Origin of the sequence: Bacteroides eggerthii (assembly GCF_025146565.1) — a bacterium.
Taxonomy (GTDB): Bacteria; Bacteroidota; Bacteroidia; order Bacteroidales; family Bacteroidaceae; genus Bacteroides; species Bacteroides eggerthii.
Genome location: NZ_CP102258.1, coordinates 3,953,593 through 3,978,291, shown reverse-complemented (window position 1 = coordinate 3,978,291; position 24,699 = coordinate 3,953,593). Strand labels below are relative to the sequence as shown.

Genomic DNA, 24,699 nt, shown 5'->3' with positions numbered 1-24,699 from the left:
AACAATACGTTAGGAATCGGGCAGCAATACCACTCCTTGTTTCTTTTTCCCGTCCATCTTGGCCACTATCGGATGTTCAAAATGGACATGGCGCAGGTATTTAGTCTCATGCACAGCAGGTTGCGTATTCAAGAAGTCCTGATTGTATACTCCGTCGTTCATAAAAGCATTGATCGTGAAATAGCCTACTCCGAAGGAAGTCAGGTTCTGAAAAAAGTGTGTCCCCTGACTGGGATCGACGCGATAATTCGTCAGCCCGGCTTCTACAATGATGCGCGCTGCACTGATATGCGGCCATTTAACAGGAATTCCGAGCCACGTGTCACTGCTACCCCAACGTCCCGGACCTATCAGGACATAATTCTTTCCTTCATTCAAGAATTGCTGGTTCAGCTTTTCTATCTCCCAGGCAATATCCTGATTGTGGGAAGCGCTGTAATCATCGGTCTTTACATAGACCACATCTTGCAGTTCGTTCATGATTCCATGCCCTAAGGAATTATTGGAACGGAGCAGCAATTGCTCGTCGGGGATAGCTGTGAGATCTTCATCGAGCATCTCCTTGCTGTCGACAATCGGGCGGATCTGCAGGAGATAGAAAGTGCCTGTCTTGTCTTTTTCCCGGCTCATGGTAGCTGCAAATTCAATCTCTACGGGACGACGCATTTCCTGCTGCCCATACTTCAATGCCAGTTGCAGGATGCGGGACAGTGGAAACACATCATGTTGCAGGATATTGGCGAAGGTAATAACTTTGCGCCCTCCCGGATATAAACCGTCGCGGATAATCTGGTCATACGGGTCGTAGGTGGAAGCTATATAGTTGAGCGAACCGTCTTTTTCCGCTTCTTTTACGTGCAGTTTCAACAGGTTGAAGCCGTCATCGATAGAGAAATCATGGCCGGCATTGCGCAAGTCGAGAGCGTAGAAGCGCGTCTGGGTTTCTTTCAGTGCAATTTCCATTTCACTGGTTTGCAGGACTTGGTTGGGATGATAGGGAGAGAAACGGAGGGTCATGCCGCCGTCCACGATATACTTACCCAAGCCGAGCGCCAGGTTTACGATGCCTTCTTCCGCTCTCTCATCTCCGATGGGGTAGTAGTTGAGCGAACGTGCCACACCCGACATGGAAGGATAATAGCGGTCACCGTACTGGTTGCCCACCACTTCTTGCAGGATGACAGCCATCTTTTCCTGGTCGATGACATTGCTTGTGGCCTGCATATAGGCTTTGGAGTCGCGGAAATATACAGAGGCGTAAACTCCTTTGATTGCATCACTGAGCATGCGGAGCATTTCATACTTATCGTCCAGGTAGGGAATCATATAAGTATTGTAGATCCCGGCGAAAGGCTGGTAGTGCGAATCTTCCAATAGAGAGGAAGAACGGATGGCAATGGGCGATTTCACTACATCGAAGAAAGTGAAAAAGTCCTCAACCAGACGGTCGGGCAGTTTGGCTTTCAGGAAGTAGCGGAGAATCACATCATCATCTGCATCGGACAGGGCTATCTGATACAGGTTGTTGGTATCCATGAACTCGTCGAATACATCTGTACAGAGCACTACGGTCTTGGGTATGGCAACGCGTGCATTCTCAAACTCTTCAAATTCAGGGTGGTGCTTCACCATATTGTCGATAAATGCCAAGCCGCGGCCTTTCCCGCCCAATGAGCCGTCGCCGATGCGGGCAAAGTTCGAGTAGCGGTCAAAACGGTCGCGTTTGAATACCGCCACCACACCCTGGTTTTTCATTTTGCGGTACTTCACGATAGCCTCGAAAATGATCTTACGGTGAGCGTCCACATCCTGAAGGCTGTTCCATGTGATAGGTTTCAAGAACTCTCCAATGGGGAACATGGCGCGTGAATAAAGCCAGCGGCTCACATGGTTGCGGCTGATGTGATAGAGGAATGACTCCGCCGGAACAGCAAAGAGAATGTTCTGGAGCTCTTTCAGGTTTTTGACGCGGGCAATCTCTTCCAGCGTATCGGGATTGCGGAAGATAAAGTCGCCGAAACCGAAATTATCCGATACGATACGGCGTAAGTCCACATCCATTTTCTTGGAGTTCTTATCGATAAAGGCTGCGTCATATTTGGCTGCATACAACACATTTTCCGATTCGGAAGATTGTATGATCAATGGCACGAACGGGTCTTCCTTGCGTATGGCCGCACATAATTTTATACCCGCAAGCGCATCTTTCTCACCACGTTCTACGCGGGGAAAACGGACGTCCGTAATGACTCCAAGGATGTTGTTCTTGTACTTTTCGTAAATGCCGATTGCTTCATCATAGGTACGCGCAAGAACTATTTTGGGACGCCCTCTCATACGCAGCGTACGCTGGTGTGCATTCAACGCCTCGGTGGAGAACTCCTGACTCTGCTTCAATACGAATTTATAGAGGTTGGGCAGGATGGAAGAGTAGAAACGGATGCCGTCTTCTACCAGAAGAATAATCTGCACGCCGACTTCACTGACGTCATGCTCCAGATTCATCTTGTCTTCAATCAGCTTGATGATGGATACCAGCAAATCGGTGTTTCCCAGCCAACAGAAAATATAGTCGAACGAACTGAGGTCTTCGTTGGCAATGCGTTTGGTGATACCATGACTGAACGGCGTTAAAATCACCATGGGAATATGCTCGTATTGACCTTTGATGGTTCGTGCTACGTCAAACCCCTCGTTGTCTCCTGTGCCCGGCATGCATATAATAAGGTCGTATGGCATGGAAGACAGTTGCGCCAATGCTTCCTCGCAAGTGGAAACCTGGGTGAAACGCGGCGGGTAGCGCAGGGAAAGCGAGGTGTATTCATTGAAGATTTTCTCATCGATGCGTCCGTCGTCCTCCAGCATGAAAGCGTCATAAGGGTTGGCGATTAAAAGCACATTGAAAATACGCCGCGTCATGAGGTTGGCGAACTGCGTATCTTTGAAATATAGCTGGTTTAATTTAAACTTACTAAGCATGTTCTCTCATGGTTTATTAGTTCGGAGGACAAAAGTAACAATTAAAATGAAGAATGAGGAATAGAAGAATAAAGAATTACCGGTGCGATATATTGGCATGGCATGGCTTAACTTCAATTTGTTAATCCTTCATGTTTTGTGCGGCCTGACGTTTTATCATTATTTGATTAAAATATTGCTGTTAAGTTTAGGTGTTTTGAAAAGTTTTCCTATATTTGCAGTGTTGTTCGTTGACACTTTGTCTAAACAACGATTGGCTAACGTGATAAGAACCTTTAAAACGTAATATTATGAATATCGAACGTATCATGTCCTCTTTGGAGGCAAAGCATCCCGGCGAGTCTGAATATCTTCAAGCCGTAAAGGAAGTACTTCTTTCTATCGAAGATATCTACAATCAGCATCCTGAGTTCGAGAAAGCAAAGATCATAGAACGATTGGTTGAACCCGACCGTATTTTTACTTTCCGCGTCACGTGGGTGGATGATAAGGGTGAAGTGCAGACCAACCTCGGTTATCGTGTACAGTTCAACAATGCTATTGGTCCGTATAAGGGCGGTATTCGTTTCCATGCCTCTGTGAACCTCTCTATTTTGAAGTTCTTGGGTTTTGAACAGACTTTCAAGAATGCTTTGACCACTCTGCCTATGGGCGGCGGTAAAGGCGGTTCGGACTTCTCTCCGCGCGGTAAGAGTGATGCGGAAGTGATGCGTTTCTGCCAGGCATTCATGTTGGAGTTGTGGCGTCATCTTGGTCCCGATATGGATGTGCCTGCCGGTGACATCGGTGTGGGCGGTCGTGAAGTGGGCTATATGTTCGGTATGTATAAAAAATTGACACGTGAGTTTACGGGAACTTTCACTGGCAAAGGTCTGGAATTCGGTGGCTCATTGATACGTCCCGAAGCAACCGGCTTTGGCGGATTATATTTTGTACATCAGATGCTGGAGACCAAAGGCATTGACATTAAAGGCAAGACCGTTGCTATCTCCGGTTTCGGAAATGTGGCTTGGGGCGCTGCTACGAAGGCTACCCAGTTGGGAGCGAAAGTCATTACCATCTCCGGTCCGGACGGTTATATCTATGATCCGAACGGTATTAGCGGTGAAAAGATTGATTATATGCTGGAACTTCGCGCATCGGGCAATGATATTGTAGCTCCGTATGCCGACGAATTCCCCGGCTCCACTTTTGTTCCGGGCAAACGCCCATGGGAGGTAAAGGCGGATATCGCTTTGCCTTGCGCAACACAGAACGAGCTGAACGGCGAAGATGCACAGCACTTGATTGATAATAATGTGACTTGTGTAGGCGAAATTTCTAATATGGGATGTACGCCTGAGGCCATTGACCTCTTTATTGAGAATAAGATTATGTATGCACCGGGTAAGGCTGTGAATGCAGGTGGTGTAGCCACCAGCGGTTTGGAAATGTCGCAGAATGCCATGCACATCAGCTGGAGTGCTGCCGAGGTGGATGAAAAATTGCATGCCATTATGCATGGAATCCATACCCAGTGTGTGAAATACGGAACTGAACCCGACGGCTACATCAATTATGTGAAAGGTGCTAATATAGCCGGTTTCATGAAAGTAGCCCATGCCATGATGGGGCAGGGAATTATCTAAAGAAAAACTTTGTTTAGTTGTATTTGTATTTGTGGTTTGTGCTGCCCTTGCCTGTGAAGGTATGGGCAGTGCTTTTTTTATAGTAATTAGTGGTGAGTGATTAATCACTAATCGCTCACCACTAATTACTGTTTTTTCGTACCTTTGCATCTTGAAATTATAAAAAACAAAGAGATGTTACAACCTGAATTGAAATTGAGACGTGATAAGATACGTGCCCTCATGGTGCAGCAGGACATTGATGCCGCCCTTATCACTTGTAATGTAAATTTAATCTATACATACGGACGCGTAGTCAGCGGATATTTGTATTTACCGCTGAATGCTCCTGCGCGCTTGTTCTTAAAACGTCCTAATGACATTGAGGGCGAACATATCCATTCTATCCGTAAACCGGAACAGATTTCTGAATTGTTGAAAGAATATGGCTTGCCTTTGCCAACCAAACTGATGCTGGAGGGCGATGAGCTGCCTTTTACGGAATATAACCGTCTGGCTGCCTGTTTCCCTGAAGCAGAAGTTGTGCCTTGCGGTACGGCATTGATCCGCCAGGCGCGAAGCATAAAGACTCCGATGGAAATTGAACTGTTCCGCCGTTCCGGAGCTGCCCATGCAAAAGCGTATGAACAAATCCCTTCCGTTTATCAGCCGGGGATGACGGACCGGCAGTTGTCCATCGAAATAGAACGGTTGATGCGTCTGGAAGGTTGCTTGGGCATTTTCCGCGTATTCGGGCAGAGCATGGAAATCTTTATGGGAAGTCTTTTGGCCGGTGATAATGCAGCAGTCCCTTCCCCGTATGATTTTGCGTTGGGAGGTAAAGGACTTGACCCGTCATTGCCCGGTGGGGTGAGTGGAACGCTTCTGAAAGCGGGACAGTGTTTCATGGTGGATATGGGTGGAAACTTCTATGGCTATATGGGGGATATGAGCCGCGTGTTCTCCATCGGTAAATTGCCGGAACAAGCGTATGCTGCGCATCAGACTTGTATGGAGGTGCAAGAAGAGGTTACTGCAATGGCAAAACCGGGGACTGCTTGCGAAGATATGTACAACAAGGCCATTGATATAGTAACTAAAGCCGGTTTTGCGGATTACTTTATGGGAGTTAGTCAAAAAGCGAAGTTCATAGGGCATGGCATCGGACTGGAGATAAATGAGATGCCGGTATTGGCTCCGCGCATGAAGCAGGAGTTGGAGCCGGGAATGGTATTTGCATTGGAACCGAAGATTGTTTTGCCGGACATAGGCCCTGTCGGGATTGAAAATTCCTGGGTTGTAACAACAGAGGGCTTGGAAAAACTGACTCTGTGTGGAGAAGAGATCGTAGAACTTTGATTAGTGATTAATGATTAGTGATTTGTCTGTGCTTTTCATGCGGACAATGATATAACTTAAACACAAACAAATCACTAATCATTAAATTTCCTCACTTCACTCTTCTGTTCAATTGGTTGTTGGCTTTTGAGGGTTTGGATTTGCCTATTCTTTTTCCCGTCGGTTGGGCTTTATTGTTCCGGCGGGGATGTGGTTGTGTCCTTTTAGTCCCCTTCATAATACTCGCATAAGTAATAACGGGCGATAAAGTCCCAATTCCGGTGCAATATTTCTTTGCCGTTGGGGAAAGGAAGCTGTACATCCGGCAATATCCCTTTGGCCATTCCATATTTTATCAGGTCGAACGGGCAGGCTTCCGGACGACAAAAGAGTTTGTAGCCTTCGGCGGCAGCGCGTTCGGCGTTGTACATCGGATTATGTTCTTCACAAAAATAGGCGGCTACATTATGCGCTATTAGCATGCCTTTGGCATTGGCGTATACTACAAATTCTTTTTTATCCTGCAGGTCAGGAAGTAGGGAAGAAGGGGAGTTCTCCCACTTTAAGACATCAACAAAGAATTTGCATAGTTCTTTGTAGGTGGCAAAATACAGCAACGGTTTGCCCCCGCTATACTCCAGACAATATTCGGCGTTCTTGCTCAGCTTCGTTTCCGGTGTGATTTCGGGGAGGGGAGTTAAAGGCATCTCCAACAAGTCAGGGCCCATTACCCATAGCATGGAGGAAGGCTCTTCATTAATGGGAGCCTTTTCAAAATCCTCATCCATTAGTGTGTAGACCTCTTGGGCTAAAGCCAACAAGTCTTTATCATACGGGTCTTGCAGTGTATATTCGTCCGGTTCGTAGAGTGCGGCATGGGACTTTAACGTCCACAACACGAATGCTATGTCTTCTTTATTAATCTCATCAGGAATATAACCGTCCGATAGCTGATAAAAAGGAAGATACGTGTTGTATAACGAATAGTATGATTCGGAGAATATCTTCCAACCTCCTGTTTGGGCAATGGCGTCCTGAAAGTACATGCAGAGCGAGATCGTTACATTCTTCTGCATGTAGTCATTTTCTTTAAATAACAGAGATTGTTTTACTATCGGAAATACTTTTGCTGCAAAATTGATGTACCATTGGTCACCGGGCAGCGTACGTGTACGTTCATTGGCGCTTAGCCATTGCTTCATGGAGATAAGAGTTGGTTTCATTGTTTGTTTTTATGTGTGAATAATTATGTATTGGGATTATAGCCTTTTCAGAGCCAGTTTGATGACTTGCTCCACCGGAGCGCCGGCATCTTCCTTTAAAATGGCCATTACAACCTTTTGTGAAGGGGCCTGTGCAAATCCCAGCATTGTGAGGGCGGCTATGGCTTCTTCCTGCACCTGTGCATTGGCGGCAGTGAAGGCGGAGATATCGGTTGTTCCGGCGGCTATTCCACCGGGCTTTATCTTGTCTTTCAAATCGACTATCACACGTTGGGCGGTTTTTAGACCGATGCCTTTTACTGTTTTCAGCAGATTGGCATTTCCTGTACTGATGGCGTTTATCAATTCGGAAGGGGACAGGGCCGAAAGGATCATGCGGGCCGTATTGCCTCCGATGCCTGATACGGAAATCAATAGTAGGAACAGTTCGCGTTCTTGTTTGTCGATAAACCCGTAAAGAACGTACGCGTCTTCGCGGATGGCTTCGTAGATGTACAGCTTGCACTCCTTTTTCCCTTGTATGGCGGCATATGTGTTCAAGGAGATATTGACGGCATATCCCAGGCCGTTACAGTCTATAATTGCGTTTGCCGGACTTAGTTCGGCGATTTCGCCTTTTATGTATTCTATCATATTACCACTTTATGACCTATTAATTGGCGAATGTAGGAATTATTATTGACTTTTAGACTCTAAAAAAAGAAAAACTCTGTAAAACTTGTCCCTTTCTTTACTAAGATATAAATGAAAATGCTTACTTTTGTCCTCATAAAATAGAAAGTTGATAACTAAAACCGATAAAAAGATGAAAAAAGTAAGAGCAGCCATCGTTGGTTATGGCAATATCGGACATTTTGTACTTGAGGCGTTGCAGGCAGCTCCCGATTTTGAAATCGCCGGAGTGGTGCGTCGTGCAGGAGCAGAGAACCGTCCTGCAGAACTGAGTGAGTATTCCGTAGTGAAAGATATTAAAGAGTTGAAGGATGTGGATGTTGCAATCCTTTGTACCCCTACTCGCAGCGTTGAGAAATATGCCAAAGAAATATTGGCATTGGGAATTCATACAGTAGATAGTTTCGACATCCATACAGGTATTCCGGCATTGCGCCGCACGTTGGATGCCGAGGCGAAAGCTCATAACACAGTGTCTGTTATTTCTGCCGGTTGGGATCCGGGAAGTGACTCCGTTGTGCGTACCTTGCTGGAAGCTATTGCCCCGAAAGGTATTACGTACACTAACTTTGGTCCGGGTATGAGCATGGGACATACGGTAGCGGTGAAAGCTATTGAAGGCGTGAAAGCAGCACTCTCAATGACCATTCCTACCGGTACGGGCATACACCGCCGTATGGTTTACATTGAGCTGAACGACGGCTATGAGTTCGACAAGGTAGCTGCCGCTATCAAGGCAGACCCGTATTTCGTGAACGATGAGACGCATGTGAAGCTTGTTCCGAGCGTGGATGCATTGCTCGATATGGGACATGGGGTGAACCTGACTCGCAAGGGCGTTTCCGGGAAAACTCAGAACCAGTTGTTCGAATTCAATATGCGTATCAACAACCCTGCCCTCACAGCACAAGTGCTGGTGTGCGTGGCGCGTGCCGCCATGCGTCAGCAACCGGGTTGCTACACAATGGTGGAGATTCCCGTCATTGACCTTCTGCCGGGCGACCGCGAGGAGTGGATTGCACATTTGGTATAAGAGCATAAAAAAAACAGATGATGCGTTTGCTGGAAATGCATCATCTGTTTGCCTTAAACACATCATCTGTTCTGCCGGAACAGATGATGTGTTTTTTTATATCCTATCTCATCAGAAGAAGAACCGGAGAATATCGTTGAAGTTTGCCCAAATAAGTAGGCCAAACAGCAGGAACATACCTACCATTTGCGCACGTTCCATGAACTTGTCGCTGGGTTTACGGCGTGCCACAATCTCGTAGATCAGGAATAAAACATGTCCGCCGTCCAATGCCGGAATGGGCAGGATATTCATGAAAGCAAGGATAATGGAAAGGAATGCCGTCATGTACCAGAACTGATGCCAGTCCCACGTTGCAGGGAAGATACTGCCGATTGTTCCGAAACCGCCGAGTTGCTTAACGCCCTCTTTGGAGAAAAGATACTTCATCTGGCTGACGTAACCTTTCAGCGTGCTTACTCCCAGGGATATTCCGGCAGGGATAGAAGCGAAGAAGCTGTATTCTTCTTTCACGATAGGCAGCAATTTGGATGTTTGCATGGTTGGGTATACTCCTATATTGTATAAGGAGTCGCTGGTCAGTGTCAGTGTATCTGTAACGCCGTTGCGGATATACGTTAAGTGCAGGTCGTGCGATGCATTGGTTTGTTTGCGGCGCATCTTGTCCTCTTCAAAGTCGGAGTAGGAGATTGCCTTTCCGTCCACGTGGGTAATGTTGTCACCCGGCAACAGTCCGGCAAGGGAGGCAGGAGTACCGGCTGGGATACTGTCTATCACAAACGGAGTGCGGAAAGAGGCAAAGCGCACGCTGTCTGCAAGCAGGCGCTCCATCATGTCTTCAGGGATATAGATGGAGGCTTCGCTTCCGTTGCGCAATACGGTTACTTGACGGGCATCAACAATGCTGGTCAGCATGTCACTGTTGTAACGCTCCAAAGGAACGCCATCGGCGGAAACCAGTATGTCACCGTCGCGGAAACCAACGGCTTTGGCTGTTTCGTTGAAGTCCATACCCAATGCCACTTTTTGCAAGGGAACATATTCTGAACCCCACGTAAAGAGTATCATGGAGTAAATGAACAGTGCTAAGATAAAGTTGAACAGCACGCCGCCCACCATGATCAGAAGACGTTGCCATGCCGGTTTGGCGCGAAACTCCCAAGGTTGCACCGGCTGTTTCATCTGCTCGGTATCCATAGATTCGTCTATCATACCGGCAATTTTGACATATCCGCCTAAAGGCAGCCAGCCGATGCCGTATTCTGTTTCGCTGTTTTTCGGTTTAAATTTGAATAGGGTGAACCAGGGGTCAAAGAATAAGCAGAACTTTTCAACTCGTGTTTTGAATAAGCGAGCGAAGAGAAAGTGCCCTCCTTCATGAATGATGACGAGCAACGAAAGGCTCATAATGAGTTGCAGGGCACGAATCAAGAATGTTTCCATCTAATTATTTATTATTTTATGATTTACAATTTATTGTTTAACTATCAATTTCCATTTATCAGTTCTTTTGCTATCCGCCGGGCTTCCGCATCCGTTGCTACATAGTCTTCGTAGGTAGGCTTTTGTATGAAGGATACGTGTGCCATTGTCTTTTCAATGACATCACTCATGCCAAGGAAGGATATTTCGTCACGCAAGAAAGCGGCTACCACTATTTCATTGGCGGCATTGACGATGCATGGCATGTTGCCTGCGCGATGCAACGCTTCGTATGCCAGTGCCAGGTTACGGAAACGTTTTGTATCCGGTTGCTCAAATGTCAAGTCTGTGCAGAGCTTGAAGTCCAGCCGCGGGAAAGATGCTTTCAGGCGTTCGGGATATGAGAAAGCGTATTGGATGGGCAGGCGCATATCCGGCATCCCCAACTGTGCCTTCACTGCTCCGTCCTCAAACTGTACCATTGAGTGAATGACTGATTGCGGATGTACCACTACTTCTATTTGATCGGGACGTACACCGAACAGCCATTTGGCTTCAATCACTTCGAAACCTTTGTTCATCATGGAAGCGGAGTCTATGGTGATTTTGGCTCCCATATCCCAGTTGGGATGTTTCAGGGCCTGTGCTTTGGTTACGGTGGCAAGCTGCTCCATTGTGCAGGTGCGGAACGGGCCGCCGGAAGCTGTCAGTATAACTTTTTCGATAGGGTTGTCTGCCTCTCCGGTCAAACACTGGAACACAGCAGAGTGCTCGGAGTCTACCGGCAGGATTGGAGTACCGCTGAAACGTGCCAGGTCATTGATGAGTTCGCCTGCCACGACCAATGTCTCTTTGTTGGCAAGGGCTATTACTTTACGTGCGCGGATGGCGTTCATGGTCGGTTTCAGTCCGGCATAACCCACCATGGCGGTCAACACTATGTCAATGGGAGTTTCCGCTACAATCTGGCACAAGGCTTCCTCGCCGGCATATACTTTGATAGGCAGGTCGGCAAGAGCGTCTTTCAGTTGTTGATATTTGGTTTCGTTTGCTATTACCACTGCTTCAGGCTTGAACTTACGGGCCTGGGCAATCAGATCATCCACCCGGTTGTTGGCTGTCAGCACGTAGGCTTCGTACCGGTCAGGATGTTCCTCTATGACTTGCAATGCCTGCGTACCGATAGAACCGGTAGAGCCAAGTATGGCAATTTGTTTCTTCATCAGCTTTATAATTTATGATTTCAGATTTTATATCTTATACTTCATACTTTATACCTAAATATTTCACTCTCAAAATACAATATAAAGTTCCGGATTCACAGCTCTTCCTTTATGCCATAGCTCGAAGTGCAGATGAGGTCCGGTGGTCTGTTGTCCGGTGTTCCCTACTAATGCAATGGCTTCTCCGCCTTTTACGATATCGCCTTCACGTTTCAGGAGGGAACCGCAATGCTTGTAGACAGACACAAAATCCTGATTGTGCTGTACTTCTATCAAATAGCCGGTTTCGGCTGTATAGGTACTTAGGATGACTGTCCCGTCCAAAGTTGCCAATACACTTTCACCCGGATTGGCGGCTATATCTGTTCCGAAATGCTTCTTTTCTGCATTGAAAGGAGATGAAATCATGCCGCGGGTGGGGCGGTAGAATATCAATCCGTCCACATCGGGGCGGGAGGTGATACTTGTCAGGTTGTATTTTTCCGTTTCTTCGTATTGCTTACGGAATTCCGCTTCGCGTTGCGTCCGCTCCATGAGTGAGTCTTCACGCACAGTGGTCAGCGAGTCGATGGAGTGGATGGTATCGGCTTTTATTTTACCTTGGAAAATATCTTGGATATTCATTATGTACAGGTTCTGCCTGTCTACCAACTGCTGGAGAGAATCTACACGCAAGGCATTCTCCACAACCTGCGCACGAATTTCACTGTTCATGTATCCGGGCAGATAGTTGCGCAATGGGGTAAAAGCAACAATCAGGGAAGCAACCAGAAAGAGTATCGTCAGTACGGAAAGCAAAACGGAGAGCCCGTTCAGTTTGGACACACGCAACGTGATAATATCCTCAAGGGTATTCTCATTCGTAATGGTCAGTCTGTACTTGAACTTGATATTACTCCAAAAAGCCTTTCTTCTTTTTTTCTTCTTATTTGCTGTCACTTATATACTTTTGTTTTGCTATTTGTAAATTGAATCTTATTGCCTTACCGACTTTTTATTGCTTTATTGCACACCTGTTCTACACCTCTTCCATATCGTCCAAAGCCAATAACCCTTCCGGCAGGTCCATCGTAATGACTTTATGCTTCCGGTCAATATCTATAATAAAATCTTCCTGTGCCGGAATCAGTAGCTCTTCTCCTTTATAATCTACCACGAACAGTGTATTCAGGGTAGCGGTATCCACGTCCGTCACTTCGCCTAACTTGCCGTAATGAATTTCTTCCATGCGGAACCCTACGAAGAAATCCCAACTAAGCTCTCCCGGTCCGGCTTCTTCCGCATGCTTCACCGGAAAATAAACCTCAATGTTGGTGAACATGCGTGCACGTTCGGCTGTATCTACTCCTTCAAGTTTGACGAGAGCCGTAGTGTCCGACCGAAAACGATATTCTTCTATAAAGAACGGTACAAATATCCCGTCCAACAAGCAAATGAGATATTCAGCTTCCACGCGGTCGAAAATGTCATCCGTAAAGGTGAATGACAATTCTCCATGAATACCATGAGGCTTGTTGAATATACCTATCTTATAAACTTCTTCTTTTCGTATCATATCGTTCTATCAGCTTACCACTTAATCACCTTGTCATCATATTCTTGTTATTCTTGCTCCGAGCGAATTCAACCGCCTTTCTATATCCTGGTATCCGCGGTCTATCTGTTCGATATTGTGTATACGGCTGATTCCGTCGGCACTCATGGCGGCTATCAGTAAGGCGATGCCGGCACGAATGTCCGGAGATGTCATGTTTCCGCCACGCAGTCTGAAACCATGATTGTGCCCGATCACTACGGCCCGGTGAGGATCGCATAGGATGATTTGTGCCCCCATGTCTATCAGCTTGTCCACAAAAAACAGGCGGCTTTCGAACATTTTTTGATGTATCAGCACACTGCCTTTTGCTTGTGTGGCAACCACAAGCAACACACTCAGCAGGTCCGGAGTGAGTCCGGGCCATGGGGCATCGGCAATTGTCATAATGGAACCGTCAATGAAAGACTCTATCTGGTAGGTTTCCTGTGCAGGAACGTGAATGTCGTCACCGCGCTGCTCCATTTTGATGCCCAGGCGTCGGAAGCTGTCGGGGATAATACCCAGATTTTCGTGTGAGACATTCTTGATGGTGAGTTCGCTTTTCGTCATGGCTGCCATGCCGATGAAACTTCCTACTTCAATCATGTCCGGAAGGATAGTATGCTCTGTTCCATGCAGCTCATCCACACCTTCAATGGTGAGCAGATTGGAGGCGATGCCCTCTATCCGGGCTCCCATGCGGTTCAGCATCCGGCATAATTGCTGTATATAGGGTTCGCATGCGGCATTGTAAATGGTGGTTTTCCCTTTTGCCAGTACAGCTGCCATTAGGATATTGGCCGTTCCCGTTACAGATGCTTCATCCAGCAGCATATAAGTGCCCTGTAACTGTCGGGCGGATATTTCGTAGACTTCCCGCTTTTCGTTATACGCGAAGTCTGCTCCCAAATTCTGTATACCGATGAAATGCGTATCCAGGCGGCGGCGACCTATCTTGTCTCCGCCCGGCTTGGAAATCATAGCCTTGCCGAAACGTGCTACCATTGGTCCTACCAGCATAACCGAACCGCGCAGGCTGGAGCACCGTTTCAGGAATTCATCGCTTTCCAGATAGGTCAAATCTACATTGGCAGCCTGAAAGCTATATGTATCGATATCTTTCTTTGAAACGTTCACTCCCATATCCCGCATCAATTGAATCAGGTTGTTCACGTCCAGTATATCCGGTATGTTGTGTACAGTCACTTCTTCGGCAGTGAGCAGCGTGGCGCAGATTATCTGCAACACCTCGTTCTTTGCCCCTTGAGGATAAATGTCACCGGAGAGGCTGTGTCCGCCTTCTATAACAAATGATGCCATGGTATGATTTTAGATTTTAGTACTTTCTTTTATTGTTTCTGTTGTTGTTCCTGTTGTTCTGATTGTTCATCTTCGGACGGTAATTCTGTTCGATCCGTTCGGCCATCAGGCGAAGAATACTATCGGTGATTTGCAGCTTGCCGTCCGACAGTTCTGCGAGGTCATCTGCTATTTTGCGGTCATCGACAGTGTCTTTGTTCCAAGACATGTAATCTTTCTTCATGTGGTTGCATATCAGTGCAACGAGATTCTGTTTTTCTTCTCCTTCGGGGAAGTCGATTGCTTTCTTGATCAGCACTTCCAAAGTACGGCCGTAATGGCGGTAACGGATTTTAGTGCTGGGGTAAGGAACTACTTCCGGTTTGGTTATCAGATTGTCTTTGCGGATAATTTCGTATGGATAGTCGATGTCCAACTTAAAATCGGACATGATGGCAAGATGATCCCAAAGTTTATGTTTGAAGTCGGGTACATCACGCAAATGAGGAAACATATTTCCCATGATGTTGATGATTGTGTTTGCGCAACGTTGGCGTTCGGAACGGTCCTCGATTGTCAGGGCATGGTCTACCATATTTTGGATGCTGCGGCCATATTCTGGTAAAGGCATCCGTTTTTGTTGAGTGTTATATTGCATAATCTTTTAGTTTTAGCGATTAGTGATTAATGTTTAGTGATTAATGTTTAGTGATTAATGCCATGCGGCATAATTGCGCAGTCCGCTAATCACTAAACACCCATCACTAAATAAGTTTTTTCGGTTGGCTTGCCACGAACTCTTTCAAATAGAATGGTTCGAAATAAGCGACGTCCTTGAAGTCCTCTTCGGCTATTGCCTTTTCTGCCAGCGGAAACATCATGCTTGCCAGCGGACGGATACCGTCGATGAAATGTGCATTGGGATGTACAATCTTTTCCTTGCATTTGGCTGCGCCGTCACCAAAGAAGTAGACGGGATGGCTGTCCAGAAACTCCCGGTATGAGTTTTCGTCCACAATGTCTGCTGCAATATCGCGTACGGGCTTCAGGGCGCGGTCATAAACGGCGGCATACACTTCCATGCGCCGGGCATCAATCATCGGGCACAGCAGTGCATCCTCCGGTAGCTCTTCGTGGTAAAGCAATACAGGTACGCATTGTACTTTCAGGGTGGGAAGCCCGATAAGGGGCAGGTTGCGGCCGTAGCAGATGCCTTTGGCCATGGATACACCGATGCGTAATCCTGTGTACGAGCCGGGACCGCAACTCACAGCAACAGCATCCAGCGGCATGGCGTGGCTGTCGGCAAATGACAACGCTTCGTCCACGAATACACCCAATGAAACTGCGTGTGAAGGACCGTTCAGGTCTTCTTTTTTGAAAACATTCTGCCCGTCCTCACTCACAGCTACGGAGCAAGCCGAAGTGGACGTTTCAATATGCAAGATACATGACATAGCTTCTATTCTGAATTTTATTGTGGCAAATTTACGTGATTATTTTCAGTAATTAAAATAATCGTGTAATTTTGCGCAAAACTATAACATTATGATACAATCTATGACGGGCTACGGCAAAGCAACAGCCGAGTTGTCCGATAAGAAAATCAATGTTGAGATTAAGTCACTCAACAGTAAGGCAATGGATTTGTCTGCACGTATCGCTCCTCTTTACAGGGAGAAGGAAATGCAAATCCGTAATGAAATATCCAAGATGCTGGAGCGTGGCAAAGTCGATTTCAGCCTTTGGATTGAAAAGAAAGATGCAGAACAAATGGCTACCCCTATCAATCAGGACTTGGTGGAGGCTTACTATAAACGGATTAAAGAGATTTCGGCTGCTGCCGGTATTCCCGAACCAGCCGACTGGTTTGCTACTCTGCTCCGTATGCCGGATGTGATGACAAAGAATGAAACTCAGGAACTGAGCGCTGAAGAGTGGGAAGTGGTTCATGTGGCGGTGATGGAAGCTATCAATCATCTGGTTGATTTCCGTAAGCAGGAAGGTGCTGCGCTGGAGAAGAAGTTCCGTGAGAAAATAGCCAATATCGCCCATTTGCTCGAAACTGTTGCTCCGTACGAGCAGGAACGGGTGGGCAAGGTTAAAGAACGCATTACTGATGCCCTTGAAAAAACTTTGAGTGTGGATTATGATAAGAACCGCTTGGAGCAGGAGCTTATTTACTATATTGAGAAACTGGACATCAATGAAGAGAAACAACGTCTTTCCAATCATCTGAAATACTTTATCAGCACGCTCGAAAGCGGTAGCGGACAAGGTAAGAAACTGGGCTTTATCGCACAGGAAATGGGACGCGAAATCAATACTTTGGGTAGCAAGTCCAATCATGCCGAGATGCAGAAGATTGTAGTGCAGATGAAGGATGAGCTGGAGCAAATTAAGGAACAGGTCTTGAATGTAATGTAAAGGGAAGCTTCTGCATGTTACACGAAAGTATGTTGTTATTGGTAAGAGCATTAAATAGTAAATTGTCAAATAATAAATACCATAAATGGGTAAACTGATTATATTCTCCGCCCCTTCCGGTTCGGGAAAGTCCACTATCATTAACTATCTGCTGACGCAGGAGTTGAATTTGGCTTTCTCTATCTCCGCCACCAGTCGTCCGCCGCGTGGTACAGAGCAGAATGGTGTGGAATACTTTTTTCTTTCTCCCGATGAATTCCGGAGCCGCATAGCGAATGATGAGTTTTTGGAATATGAAGAAGTGTATCAAGACCGTTTCTACGGAACGTTGAAAGCGCAGGTGGAAAAGCAGTTGGCTGCCGGACAGAATGTTGTGTTTGATGTAGATGTAGTTGGCGGTTGTAACATCAAGAAGTTCTATGGCGAGCGTGCTTTGTCCGTTTTCATACAGCCGCCTTCGGTGGAAGAATTGCGTAAGCGCCTTGTGGGGCGTGGCACCGATACTCCCGAAGTAATTGAAAGCCGTATAGCGAAAGCCGAATACGAACTAAGTTTCGCTCCGAAATTCGATGCCGTAATTGTGAATGATGATTTGGAGACTGCCAAAGCAACTGCTTTGAAGGTGATAACTCAATTCTTGAACCAATGAAACAGACAAGACGCAGAAGTTTATCACCGGGAGCCAATAAGTTCCTGCTGGTTTTGAATATAGTCTTGTTTTTGGGTGCTATTGTTTTGGCGGTATTGAATATTGATTTGAAAGAGTATATTCCGGCGGTAGCCATGTTTATCGTTATGCTCATAAGCGGCATCAATATTTATGGGTGCTGGAAACGCCTGAAAGGGCAACTCTGATATCTCTTAACTTTTAATTTATAAGTTTGTCAAGTGGATATAGGTATCTTTAGCGGTTCGTTCAACCCGGTACATATCGGGCATTTGGCTCTTGCCAATTATCTTTGTGAATACGAAGGTCTGGATGAGATATGGTTCATGGTGACGCCGCATAATCCGCTGAAAGAGGAAACCTTGTTGATGGACGATGCTTTGCGATTGAAGCTGGTGCGGCTTGCCATTGCGGGGTATCCTAAATTCCGGGCTTCCGACTTTGAGTTTCATTTGCCGCGTCCGTCTTATACTGTTCACACACTTGATAAACTGAAAGAGGCCTATCCGCAAGATACTTTCCATCTTATTATAGGAGCTGATAACTGGGCGCTTTTTCCCCGCTGGTATCAGTCGGAACGTATTCTTGCAGAAAATCCAATCCTCATTTATCCCCGTCCGGGTTGTGTGGTAGACGAAGAAACTTTACCTCAAAATGTGAAATTGGCTTCTTCGCCTACCTTCGAAATCAGCTCTACCTTTATCCGCCAAGCAATGGAAGAGGGCAGGGATGTGCGTTATTTCCTGCACCCGGCTGTTTATGAGGCATTAAGATGAGTTTTATTGTCACTCTTCCAGACATTCGTCAAGATCGCGTATGATCTGCTCCTTGTCCATATGCTGGCCAATGAAGACAATCTTCTGCATACGGTCTCCGTACTTTTCATCCCAGTCGCGTAATAATCCCGGTTCCTGACGCATCAACTCAATCAGATCTTCTTCGGAGGCGGTGGCATACCATAGTCCGGCTTCAGTCAGTTGCTTCTGAGTGCCTGCTTGTTCGAAGAGGTAGGACATGTCGCGGTTATGGCTGAAATAACATACGCCTTTGGTGCGAATAATATGACGGCTCCATTGGGTAGCGATAAAATGGTCGAACTTGTGAATGTCGAAAGCCGGGCGGCGGTAATAGACAAAAGTGCTGATACCATATTCTTCAGCTTCGCCCTCTTCATGATGATGATGGTGATGATGGCTATGTCCTTCATGCTGATGTTCATGTTCTTCATGCTGATGTTCATGTTCTTCGTGCTGATGCTCATCTTCCTTATGGTTGTGATGCCTATGAGCTTCTTTCTCCTCCTCTTCGGTAACTTGGCTTTCTATTCCGCGGATCCAGCCGGCTGAGGTGGCTACATGTTCGAAGTTGAACATTTCTGTATGGATGATTTTTTTCAAGTCTACGTCCGCATAATTACATTCGATTATTTCGGCTCCGGGTTGCAAGGTGTGTATGATTTGCCTGATGCGTTTCACTTCTTCGGGCTTGACTTCCGCTACCTTGTTCAGCAGGATGATATTACAGAATTCAATCTGCTGGATGATAAGATTCTCGATGTCCTCGTCATCAATTCCTTTTCGGGTAAGATCGTTGCCGCAAGAAAATTCACTTTGCAGGCGCAAGGCATCCACTACGGTAGTGATGCAGTCCAAGCGGCAGACGCCGTATTTGGTGTACATGCCGCCCATTCGGGGTATGGAACAGATGGTCTGGGCGATAGGTTCCGGTTCGCAAATGCCGCTGGCTTCAATGACGATATAGTCGAAACGCTCCATTCGCAGGATTTCGCCTATTTGTTCTATCAAATCCATCTTCAGGGTGCAGCAGATGCATCCGTTTTGAAGTGCGACAAGGCTTTCATCTTTTTTGCCAACGATACCGCCTTTCTGAATAAGGTCTGCATCAATGTTCACTTCGCCTATGTCGTTGACAATGACGGCAAACTTGATCCCTTGTTTATTGCTAAGGATATGGTTTACTAAAGTTGTTTTGCCACTTCCCAGATAACCGGTGAGAAGCAGTACGGGAATTTCTTTTGTTGTCATATTGATTTTGAATCTCTATCTGGTTGTTATTTGTTTTTCTTGATGAATTCAGCTATTGCGTTTATCAAAGCGGCGTTAACGGGTAATGACGGATTATTATATACAGCCATTTGTTGTTGCGGATTGATGCTTTCGCAATCTTTCAATACATGGTTCATTTTGTCTATCAGTATCAGTTCGGCTTGGGGAGATGCTTTTTTCAGCCGCGCCGCTTCTTCTTCCTGTACTTGAATGTCTTTTTTCCCTTGAAGAATCAGTATGGGCATCTTTAGGGAAGCAATGACGGTCTGTGGGTTGTATTTGTACCATGAAATGAGATAGGGCTGTACGGAAGGGCGAAACAATGTTTGCAGATAAGCGGGAACCTGTGCCACTTCTTTCCCGTTTTTCAGGGACTCATTGATGCTTGCCACTTCTTTCCGTATAGATTCCGGTGTCATTTGGGCGGCCACCTGCTTTTCTATCAGGTCGTATGCGGGGCTTCCTGCACCGGCAATGGAAATAAAGCCTTTTACTTCAGGCCGTTTCCGGCAGGTTAACATTCCGATAAGTGATCCTTCACTATGCCCTGCCACTGTTATACCGGTGAAACGTTTGTCTTTGGCAAGAAGGTCTATCCACCCCGTAACGTCGTTTACGTAATCTTCCAAGCGGAGTTTGGACTCTTCCTTACCGGCAGAGGCGCTGCTGGCTATGCCACGCTTGTCAAAACGTAGTGAGGCTATGCCTTTCAATGCCAGTCCTTCTGCGAGGAACTTCAGTGAATTATTTTTCATCATGGGGTTATTGCCGTCCATGTCGGTGGGGCCGGAACCGGCAATGAGCACTACTACATGACAGGATTTTGCATGTGCCGGTAGAAGAAGTTTCCCATTGATACTACCGCTGGCGGTGTTTAATGTTACGGGATGCTCTTCGGATGTGAGGGGTTGTGCCTGGCAATAAGGAAGGACAAACAAGGCTAAACCGAATAGGAGTAAAAACAGTTGTTTCATATGATTTCTTTTTGCAGTTTCAAATGTAGGCAATATTATTAAATAAAAAAATAGAGGCGGGAAACATTGTGTGCTTCCCACCTCTATTTTTTATTATGCTATGGCTGTCTGTCGTTACAGGATGCCTTGTGCCATCATGGCTTTGGCTACCTTCATGAATCCGGCCACGTTAGCACCCTTCACGTAGTTTACATAACCGTCTTCTTCCGTACCGTATTGTACGCAAGCAGCGTGGATGTTCTTCATGATGCTCTTCAATTTTTCGTCTACTTCTTCGCTACTCCAGCTCAGTTTGATAGAATTCTGAGTCATTTCGAGGCCTGATACAGATACACCGCCCGCATTGGCTGCCTTGCCCGGAGCGTACAGGATTTTGGCATCCTGAAATACTTTGATGGCTTCCGGAGTAGAAGGCATGTTGGCACCTTCGCTCACAGCTATACAGCCATTGGCCACCAATTGACGGGCATGGTCGCCGTTCAATTCGTTTTGAGTTGCAGAAGGCAAAGCAATGTCGGCTTTCTCACCCCAAGGTTTAGCTCCTTCTACATACTTAACGCCCGGATATTGCTCGGCATATTCGCGGATACGTCCACGATAGAGGTTTTTAAGTTCCATGATGTAGTCCAGTTTTTCGCGGTCGATACCTGCGGGATCATATACGTAACCGTCGGAATCGGACATGGTTAGAACTTTACCACCCATTTCCAACACTTTTTCCGCTGTATATTGAGCTACGTTGCCGGAACCTGAAATCAGGCAAGTCTTGCCTTTCAAGTCTGTGCCTTTGGTCTTCAACATTTCCAGCAGGAAGTAGATGTTACCATAGCCGGTAGCTTCCGGACGGATCAGCGAACCACCGAATTCGCGGCCTTTGCCTGTAAATGTTCCGGTAAATTCCTGAGCCAGTTTCTTGTACATGCCGAACATGAATCCTACTTCACGACCACCCACACCGATGTCACCGGCAGGAACGTCGGTTTCCGGACCGATGTGGCGCCACAATTCCAGCATGAAAGCCTGTACGAAACGCATAACTTCAGAATTGGACTTGCCGCGCGGAGAGAAGTCCGAACCGCCTTTACCGCCACCCATAGGAAGTGTGGTCAGTGAGTTTTTGAAAGTCTGCTCAAAGGCAAGGAATTTCAGAATGGACAGGTTTACAGAAGCATGGAAACGAACGCCGCCTTTGTACGGGCCAATGGCGTTGTTGTGCTGTACGCGATAACCCATGTTGGTTTGTACGTTGCCCTTATCATCCACCCAGGTAACTCGGAATTGGTAAACGCGATCGGGGATGCAAAGACGCTCAATCAGATTAGCTTTGTCAAACTCCGGATGTTTGTTGTACTCTTCTTCAATGGTAGCAAGAACTTCTTCTACTGCTTGATGATACTCCGGTTCGTTGGGGAACCGTCTTTTCAGATCTTCTAATACCTTTGCTGCATTCATAATCTATTGCTTTTATTGGTTACTTATCTCATTGCTTTATTGCGGTTGCAAAAGTAAACATAAAAATGGAACAAACAAACATTTTATAAATAAAATACGGGATAAAACAACATTTTTGTTGTTTTATCCCGTAAAAAGGAATAAAAAGATATTATTTATCCTCTTTTGAGCGCTTTTATTACAGGAATGAACACTAATGCCGCCGAAATGACAAGCGTCAGAATGATCGGACCGTCAATTCGTTCGGCAGATGTCAGAACTATGTAACAAAGTGCCGCCCAAAGGAGCGTAATACAAACTATTTGGAATTTGGATAATTGTCTTTTCATTTACCGGCTTTCTTTTTGTCTACGATGGCGTCGATGACTGCCACTGCAGTGATGTTTACTATATCGCGTACGGAGCTTTCAAAGTCGGTGAAGTGGATAGGCTTGTTCAATCCCATCTGTATCGGACCGATAAGTTCGGCATCCGTATTCATTGCTTGCAGCAATTTGTAAGCGGAGTTTGCGGAACTCAGGTTCGGGAAAACAAGTGTATTTACGTCCTTTCCTTTCAGGCGGGTAAACGGATATTTGGCATCGCGCAGCGTGCGGTTCATGGCAAAGTTTACCTGCATTTCGCCGTCTATGGCAAGTTCGGGATAATTTTGCTGCATGTATTCTACGGCTTCGTGCACGCTTACGGGGCTTCCCTCCTTGTCTGCACCGAAATTGGAGTAGCTCAGCATGGCCATGACAGGCGTATGGTTGAAGAAGCGTACGGTATGTTCCGCCAGCTTGGCAATGTCAATCAGTGTTTCTGCATTGGGATGGCGGTTGATGAGCGTATCGGCAAGGAAGTACGTACCTTTCTTGGAGTTGAGGATGTGCATCGTGCCGAAGTGCTTGTACTCAGGGCGGATGCCGATGACTTCTTTGGCCACCTTGATGGTATTGCTGTATTTGGTGTACAATCCGGTGATGAATGCGTCGGCTTCGCCGGTTTCCACCATCATCATGCCGAAATAGTTGCGTTCGAACATCTTGTCGTTGGCCTCTTCATAGGTAACGCCTTCGCGGGCGCGTTTTTCGGAGAGGATGCGTGCATAGCGTTCGCGGCGTTCCGCTTCGTTGGGGTGGCGCAGGTTTACGATTTCGATGCCTTCGAGGTTGAGGTCGAGTTGTTTTGCCAGTTTCTCGATGGCCTCGTCATTTCCTAATATAATAGGATGGCAGATTCCTTCGGCTTTGGCTTCAACGGCGGCTTTCAGCATCGTGGGGTGGATTCCTTCGGCGAAGACCACGCGCTGCGGATTGCGGCGGGCGGTGTCGTAGAGCTGGCGGGTCAGTTTGCTTTCCTGTCCCATCAGTTCTTTCAGATGCTGCCGATAGGCTTCCCAGTCGGTGATTTGTTTGCGTGCCACGCCGCTTTCCATGGCTGCTTTGGCCACTGCCATGGAGACTTCGGTGATGAGGCGCGGGTCAACGGGCTTCGGGATGAAGTAGTCGGGACCGAAGCTGAAGTTGTTGACGTGGTATGCTTCGTTCACCACATCGGGTACGGGCTGTTTGGCAAGTGAAGCAATGGCGCGTACGGCTGCCAATTTCATTTCTTCGTTGATGGCGGTGGCAGCTACGTCCAGAGCGCCGCGGAAGATATAGGGGAAACCGATTACGTTATTGATTTGGTTCGGATAATCCGAGCGTCCGGTTGACATCAGTACGTCTGGGCGCGCTTCCATAGCATCTTCGTAAGAGATTTCGGGTACGGGGTTGGCAAGGGCGAACACGATGGGGTGAGCCGCCATGCTGCGCACCATATCTTGTGTCAGCACGTTGCCTTTGGAAAGTCCGAGGAATACGTCGGCGCCCCGTACGGCTTCTTCCAGTGTGTGGATGTCGCGGCGATCGGTGGCAAAGTACCGTTTGGTTTCGTTCAGTCCTTGGCGGTCGCTGGTGATGACGCCTTTGGAGTCGAGCATGATGATATTTTCGTGGGTGGCACCCAATGCTTCATAGAGCTTGGTGCAGGAGATGGCTGCCGCCCCGGCGCCGTTCACAACGATCTTCACATCCTCTATCTTCTTGCCTGCCACTTCCAGGGCGTTCAGCAGTCCGGCGCTGGAGATGATGGCCGTACCATGCTGGTCGTCGTGCATTACGGGGATGTCGAGCTCCTCTTTCAGGCGGCGTTCTATCTCAAAACATTCGGGAGCTTTGATATCTTCCAGGTTGATACCGCCGAAAGTGGGGGCGATGGCTTTTACAGCCTCGATAAATTTGTCGGGATCTTTTTCATTCACTTCGATGTCGAACACGTCAATGCCGCCATAGATTTTGAACAGCAGTCCTTTGCCTTCCATTACGGGTTTGCCTGCCATTGCGCCTATATCGCCCAGTCCGAGAACGGCGGTTCCGTTGGAGATTACAGCCACCAGATTGCCTTTGGCTGTATATTTGTATGCGTCCTGCGGGTTCTTTTCTATTTCAAGACATGGCTCTGCCACGCCCGGGGAATAAGCGAGTGAAAGGTCGGTTTGCGTACTGTAGGGCTTGGTTGGCACTACCTCAATTTTTCCTGGTTTGCCTTGCGAGTGATAGAGCAAAGCGGCTTCTTTGGTTATCTTAGCCATGATAGATTAGTTAAAATGGTTATAAATTGGTCGCAAATTTAGAGATAAAAGTTCTAAATCGTAGCCTGCGACTAATAATTTCTATTGAATTTATTAGTAAATAAACTAAAAATGCTTATTTTTGGCA

At 46.8% G+C, this 24,699-nt stretch carries 21 protein-coding genes; 7 read left to right on the top strand and 14 right to left on the bottom strand.

From position 1 onward, the window contains the following. Positions 1-9: 9 nt before the first annotated feature. Entirely contained in the window at positions 10-2,979 is a 2,970-nt protein-coding gene (locus NQ546_RS16575; RefSeq protein WP_004288630.1) for a PEP/pyruvate-binding domain-containing protein, read from the bottom strand. 290 nt (positions 2,980-3,269) lie between these two features. Here NQ546_RS16575 and gdhA point away from each other — a divergent pair, with 290 nt between their 5' ends. Further along, positions 3,270-4,607: an NADP-specific glutamate dehydrogenase gene (gene gdhA, locus NQ546_RS16570; protein ID WP_004288631.1), complete on the top strand. Its 1,338-nt coding sequence runs from the start codon at positions 3,270-3,272 to the stop codon at positions 4,605-4,607. Positions 4,608-4,781: 174 nt separating this feature from the next. After that, positions 4,782-5,945 (top strand): M24 family metallopeptidase, encoded by a 1,164-nt coding sequence (locus NQ546_RS16565; protein ID WP_039952924.1) that lies wholly within the window; start codon positions 4,782-4,784, stop codon positions 5,943-5,945. A 203-nt stretch (positions 5,946-6,148) separates the two neighbouring features. Here the strand turns inward: NQ546_RS16565 and NQ546_RS16560 are convergent, their stop codons facing one another. Together NQ546_RS16560 and ruvA are read right to left on the bottom strand one after the other, a co-directional pair. Next, complete coding sequence (locus NQ546_RS16560; protein ID WP_004288634.1) at positions 6,149-7,147, bottom strand: DUF3843 family protein; 999 nt, start codon at positions 7,145-7,147, stop codon at positions 6,149-6,151. Positions 7,148-7,183: 36 nt separating this feature from the next. Continuing rightward, a complete protein-coding gene (ruvA, locus tag NQ546_RS16555; RefSeq protein ID WP_004288635.1) occupies positions 7,184-7,780 on the bottom strand; it encodes a Holliday junction branch migration protein RuvA in 597 nt (198 codons plus the stop codon). 172 nt (positions 7,781-7,952) lie between these two features. On the opposite strand from ruvA, the gene NQ546_RS16550 reads away from it, so the two are divergent. Continuing rightward, the gene (locus NQ546_RS16550) at positions 7,953-8,852 is read left to right on the top strand and encodes a diaminopimelate dehydrogenase (protein ID WP_004288636.1); all 900 of its coding nucleotides are present in this window, start codon (positions 7,953-7,955) and stop codon (positions 8,850-8,852) included. Positions 8,853-8,963: 111 nt separating this feature from the next. Here NQ546_RS16550 and rseP read toward each other — a convergent pair whose 3' ends face one another. The 7 genes from rseP to tsaB all read right to left on the bottom strand — a co-directional run bounded on the left by rseP (position 8,964) and on the right by tsaB (position 15,829). Continuing rightward, entirely contained in the window at positions 8,964-10,295 is a 1,332-nt protein-coding gene (gene rseP / locus NQ546_RS16545) for an RIP metalloprotease RseP (RefSeq protein WP_004288638.1), read from the bottom strand. A 44-nt stretch (positions 10,296-10,339) separates the two neighbouring features. Then, the gene (locus NQ546_RS16540) at positions 10,340-11,497 is read right to left on the bottom strand and encodes a 1-deoxy-D-xylulose-5-phosphate reductoisomerase (RefSeq protein ID WP_004288639.1); all 1,158 of its coding nucleotides are present in this window, start codon (positions 11,495-11,497) and stop codon (positions 10,340-10,342) included. 69 nt (positions 11,498-11,566) lie between these two features. Then, complete coding sequence (locus NQ546_RS16535) at positions 11,567-12,436, bottom strand: M23 family metallopeptidase (protein ID WP_004288640.1); 870 nt, start codon at positions 12,434-12,436, stop codon at positions 11,567-11,569. A 79-nt stretch (positions 12,437-12,515) separates the two neighbouring features. Further along, positions 12,516-13,052: a ribosome maturation factor RimM gene (rimM, locus tag NQ546_RS16530; protein ID WP_004288641.1), complete on the bottom strand. Its 537-nt coding sequence runs from the start codon at positions 13,050-13,052 to the stop codon at positions 12,516-12,518. 36 nt (positions 13,053-13,088) lie between these two features. Beyond that, complete coding sequence (gene murA, locus NQ546_RS16525; RefSeq protein WP_004288642.1) at positions 13,089-14,393, bottom strand: UDP-N-acetylglucosamine 1-carboxyvinyltransferase; 1,305 nt, start codon at positions 14,391-14,393, stop codon at positions 13,089-13,091. 16 nt (positions 14,394-14,409) lie between these two features. After that, entirely contained in the window at positions 14,410-15,030 is a 621-nt protein-coding gene (locus NQ546_RS16520; RefSeq protein ID WP_004288643.1) for a DUF4290 domain-containing protein, read from the bottom strand. Positions 15,031-15,136: 106 nt separating this feature from the next. Beyond that, positions 15,137-15,829 carry a tRNA (adenosine(37)-N6)-threonylcarbamoyltransferase complex dimerization subunit type 1 TsaB gene (gene tsaB, locus NQ546_RS16515; RefSeq protein ID WP_004293852.1) on the bottom strand — a complete coding sequence of 231 codons (693 nt, stop codon included), beginning with the start codon at positions 15,827-15,829 and terminating at the stop codon, positions 15,137-15,139. 91 nt (positions 15,830-15,920) lie between these two features. Between tsaB and NQ546_RS16510 the strand changes: the two genes are divergently transcribed. From NQ546_RS16510 to nadD, 4 genes are all read left to right on the top strand, one after another. After that, a complete protein-coding gene (locus NQ546_RS16510; RefSeq protein WP_004288645.1) occupies positions 15,921-16,799 on the top strand; it encodes a YicC/YloC family endoribonuclease in 879 nt (292 codons plus the stop codon). An 85-nt stretch (positions 16,800-16,884) separates the two neighbouring features. After that, a complete protein-coding gene (gene gmk, locus NQ546_RS16505) occupies positions 16,885-17,448 on the top strand; it encodes a guanylate kinase (RefSeq protein ID WP_004288646.1) in 564 nt (187 codons plus the stop codon). After that, positions 17,445-17,654: a hypothetical protein gene (locus NQ546_RS16500; RefSeq protein ID WP_004288647.1), complete on the top strand. Its 210-nt coding sequence runs from the start codon at positions 17,445-17,447 to the stop codon at positions 17,652-17,654. The genes gmk and NQ546_RS16500 overlap by 4 nt, the downstream gene beginning before the upstream one ends. Positions 17,655-17,687: 33 nt before the next feature. After that, positions 17,688-18,242 (top strand): nicotinate (nicotinamide) nucleotide adenylyltransferase, encoded by a 555-nt coding sequence (gene nadD, locus NQ546_RS16495; RefSeq protein ID WP_004288648.1) that lies wholly within the window; start codon positions 17,688-17,690, stop codon positions 18,240-18,242. A 9-nt stretch (positions 18,243-18,251) separates the two neighbouring features. Here the strand turns inward: nadD and NQ546_RS16490 are convergent, their stop codons facing one another. The 4 genes from NQ546_RS16490 to NQ546_RS16475 form a co-directional block, all read right to left on the bottom strand. Then, positions 18,252-19,511 carry a CobW family GTP-binding protein gene (locus NQ546_RS16490; RefSeq protein ID WP_039952928.1) on the bottom strand — a complete coding sequence of 420 codons (1,260 nt, stop codon included), beginning with the start codon at positions 19,509-19,511 and terminating at the stop codon, positions 18,252-18,254. A 26-nt stretch (positions 19,512-19,537) separates the two neighbouring features. Next, the gene (locus NQ546_RS16485; protein WP_004288652.1) at positions 19,538-20,506 is read right to left on the bottom strand and encodes an alpha/beta hydrolase; all 969 of its coding nucleotides are present in this window, start codon (positions 20,504-20,506) and stop codon (positions 19,538-19,540) included. A gap of 114 nt (positions 20,507-20,620) precedes the next feature. After that, positions 20,621-21,958, bottom strand: coding sequence for an NADP-specific glutamate dehydrogenase (locus NQ546_RS16480; protein WP_004288653.1), 1,338 nt, complete (start codon positions 21,956-21,958; stop codon positions 20,621-20,623). Positions 21,959-22,283: 325 nt separating this feature from the next. After that, on the bottom strand, positions 22,284-24,572 hold the full coding sequence (locus NQ546_RS16475) for an NADP-dependent malic enzyme (protein ID WP_004288657.1): 2,289 nt from the start codon (positions 24,570-24,572) through the stop codon (positions 22,284-22,286). Between the last annotated feature and the right edge of the window lie 127 nt (positions 24,573-24,699).

Coding starts and splice junctions, on each gene's coding strand:
- NQ546_RS16550 (WP_004288636.1), top strand. CDS start 7,953: ATGAAAAAAGTAAGAGCAGCCATCGTTGGTTATGGCAATATCGGACAT.
- NQ546_RS16475 (WP_004288657.1), bottom strand. CDS start 24,572: ATGGCTAAGATAACCAAAGAAGCCGCTTTGCTCTATCACTCGCAAGGC.
- rseP (WP_004288638.1), bottom strand. CDS start 10,295: ATGGAAACATTCTTGATTCGTGCCCTGCAACTCATTATGAGCCTTTCG.
- NQ546_RS16500 (WP_004288647.1), top strand. CDS start 17,445: ATGAAACAGACAAGACGCAGAAGTTTATCACCGGGAGCCAATAAGTTC.
- tsaB (WP_004293852.1), bottom strand. CDS start 15,829: ATGTCATGTATCTTGCATATTGAAACGTCCACTTCGGCTTGCTCCGTA.
- NQ546_RS16520 (WP_004288643.1), bottom strand. CDS start 15,030: ATGCAATATAACACTCAACAAAAACGGATGCCTTTACCAGAATATGGC.
- rimM (WP_004288641.1), bottom strand. CDS start 13,052: ATGATACGAAAAGAAGAAGTTTATAAGATAGGTATATTCAACAAGCCT.
- murA (WP_004288642.1), bottom strand. CDS start 14,393: ATGGCATCATTTGTTATAGAAGGCGGACACAGCCTCTCCGGTGACATT.
- NQ546_RS16480 (WP_004288653.1), bottom strand. CDS start 21,958: ATGAATGCAGCAAAGGTATTAGAAGATCTGAAAAGACGGTTCCCCAAC.
- NQ546_RS16485 (WP_004288652.1), bottom strand. CDS start 20,506: ATGAAACAACTGTTTTTACTCCTATTCGGTTTAGCCTTGTTTGTCCTT.
- NQ546_RS16560 (WP_004288634.1), bottom strand. CDS start 7,147: ATGAAACCAACTCTTATCTCCATGAAGCAATGGCTAAGCGCCAATGAA.
- gmk (WP_004288646.1), top strand. CDS start 16,885: ATGGGTAAACTGATTATATTCTCCGCCCCTTCCGGTTCGGGAAAGTCC.
- NQ546_RS16510 (WP_004288645.1), top strand. CDS start 15,921: ATGATACAATCTATGACGGGCTACGGCAAAGCAACAGCCGAGTTGTCC.
- NQ546_RS16565 (WP_039952924.1), top strand. CDS start 4,782: ATGTTACAACCTGAATTGAAATTGAGACGTGATAAGATACGTGCCCTC.
- NQ546_RS16540 (WP_004288639.1), bottom strand. CDS start 11,497: ATGAAGAAACAAATTGCCATACTTGGCTCTACCGGTTCTATCGGTACG.
- NQ546_RS16575 (WP_004288630.1), bottom strand. CDS start 2,979: ATGCTTAGTAAGTTTAAATTAAACCAGCTATATTTCAAAGATACGCAG.
- gdhA (WP_004288631.1), top strand. CDS start 3,270: ATGAATATCGAACGTATCATGTCCTCTTTGGAGGCAAAGCATCCCGGC.
- NQ546_RS16490 (WP_039952928.1), bottom strand. CDS start 19,511: ATGACAACAAAAGAAATTCCCGTACTGCTTCTCACCGGTTATCTGGGA.
- ruvA (WP_004288635.1), bottom strand. CDS start 7,780: ATGATAGAATACATAAAAGGCGAAATCGCCGAACTAAGTCCGGCAAAC.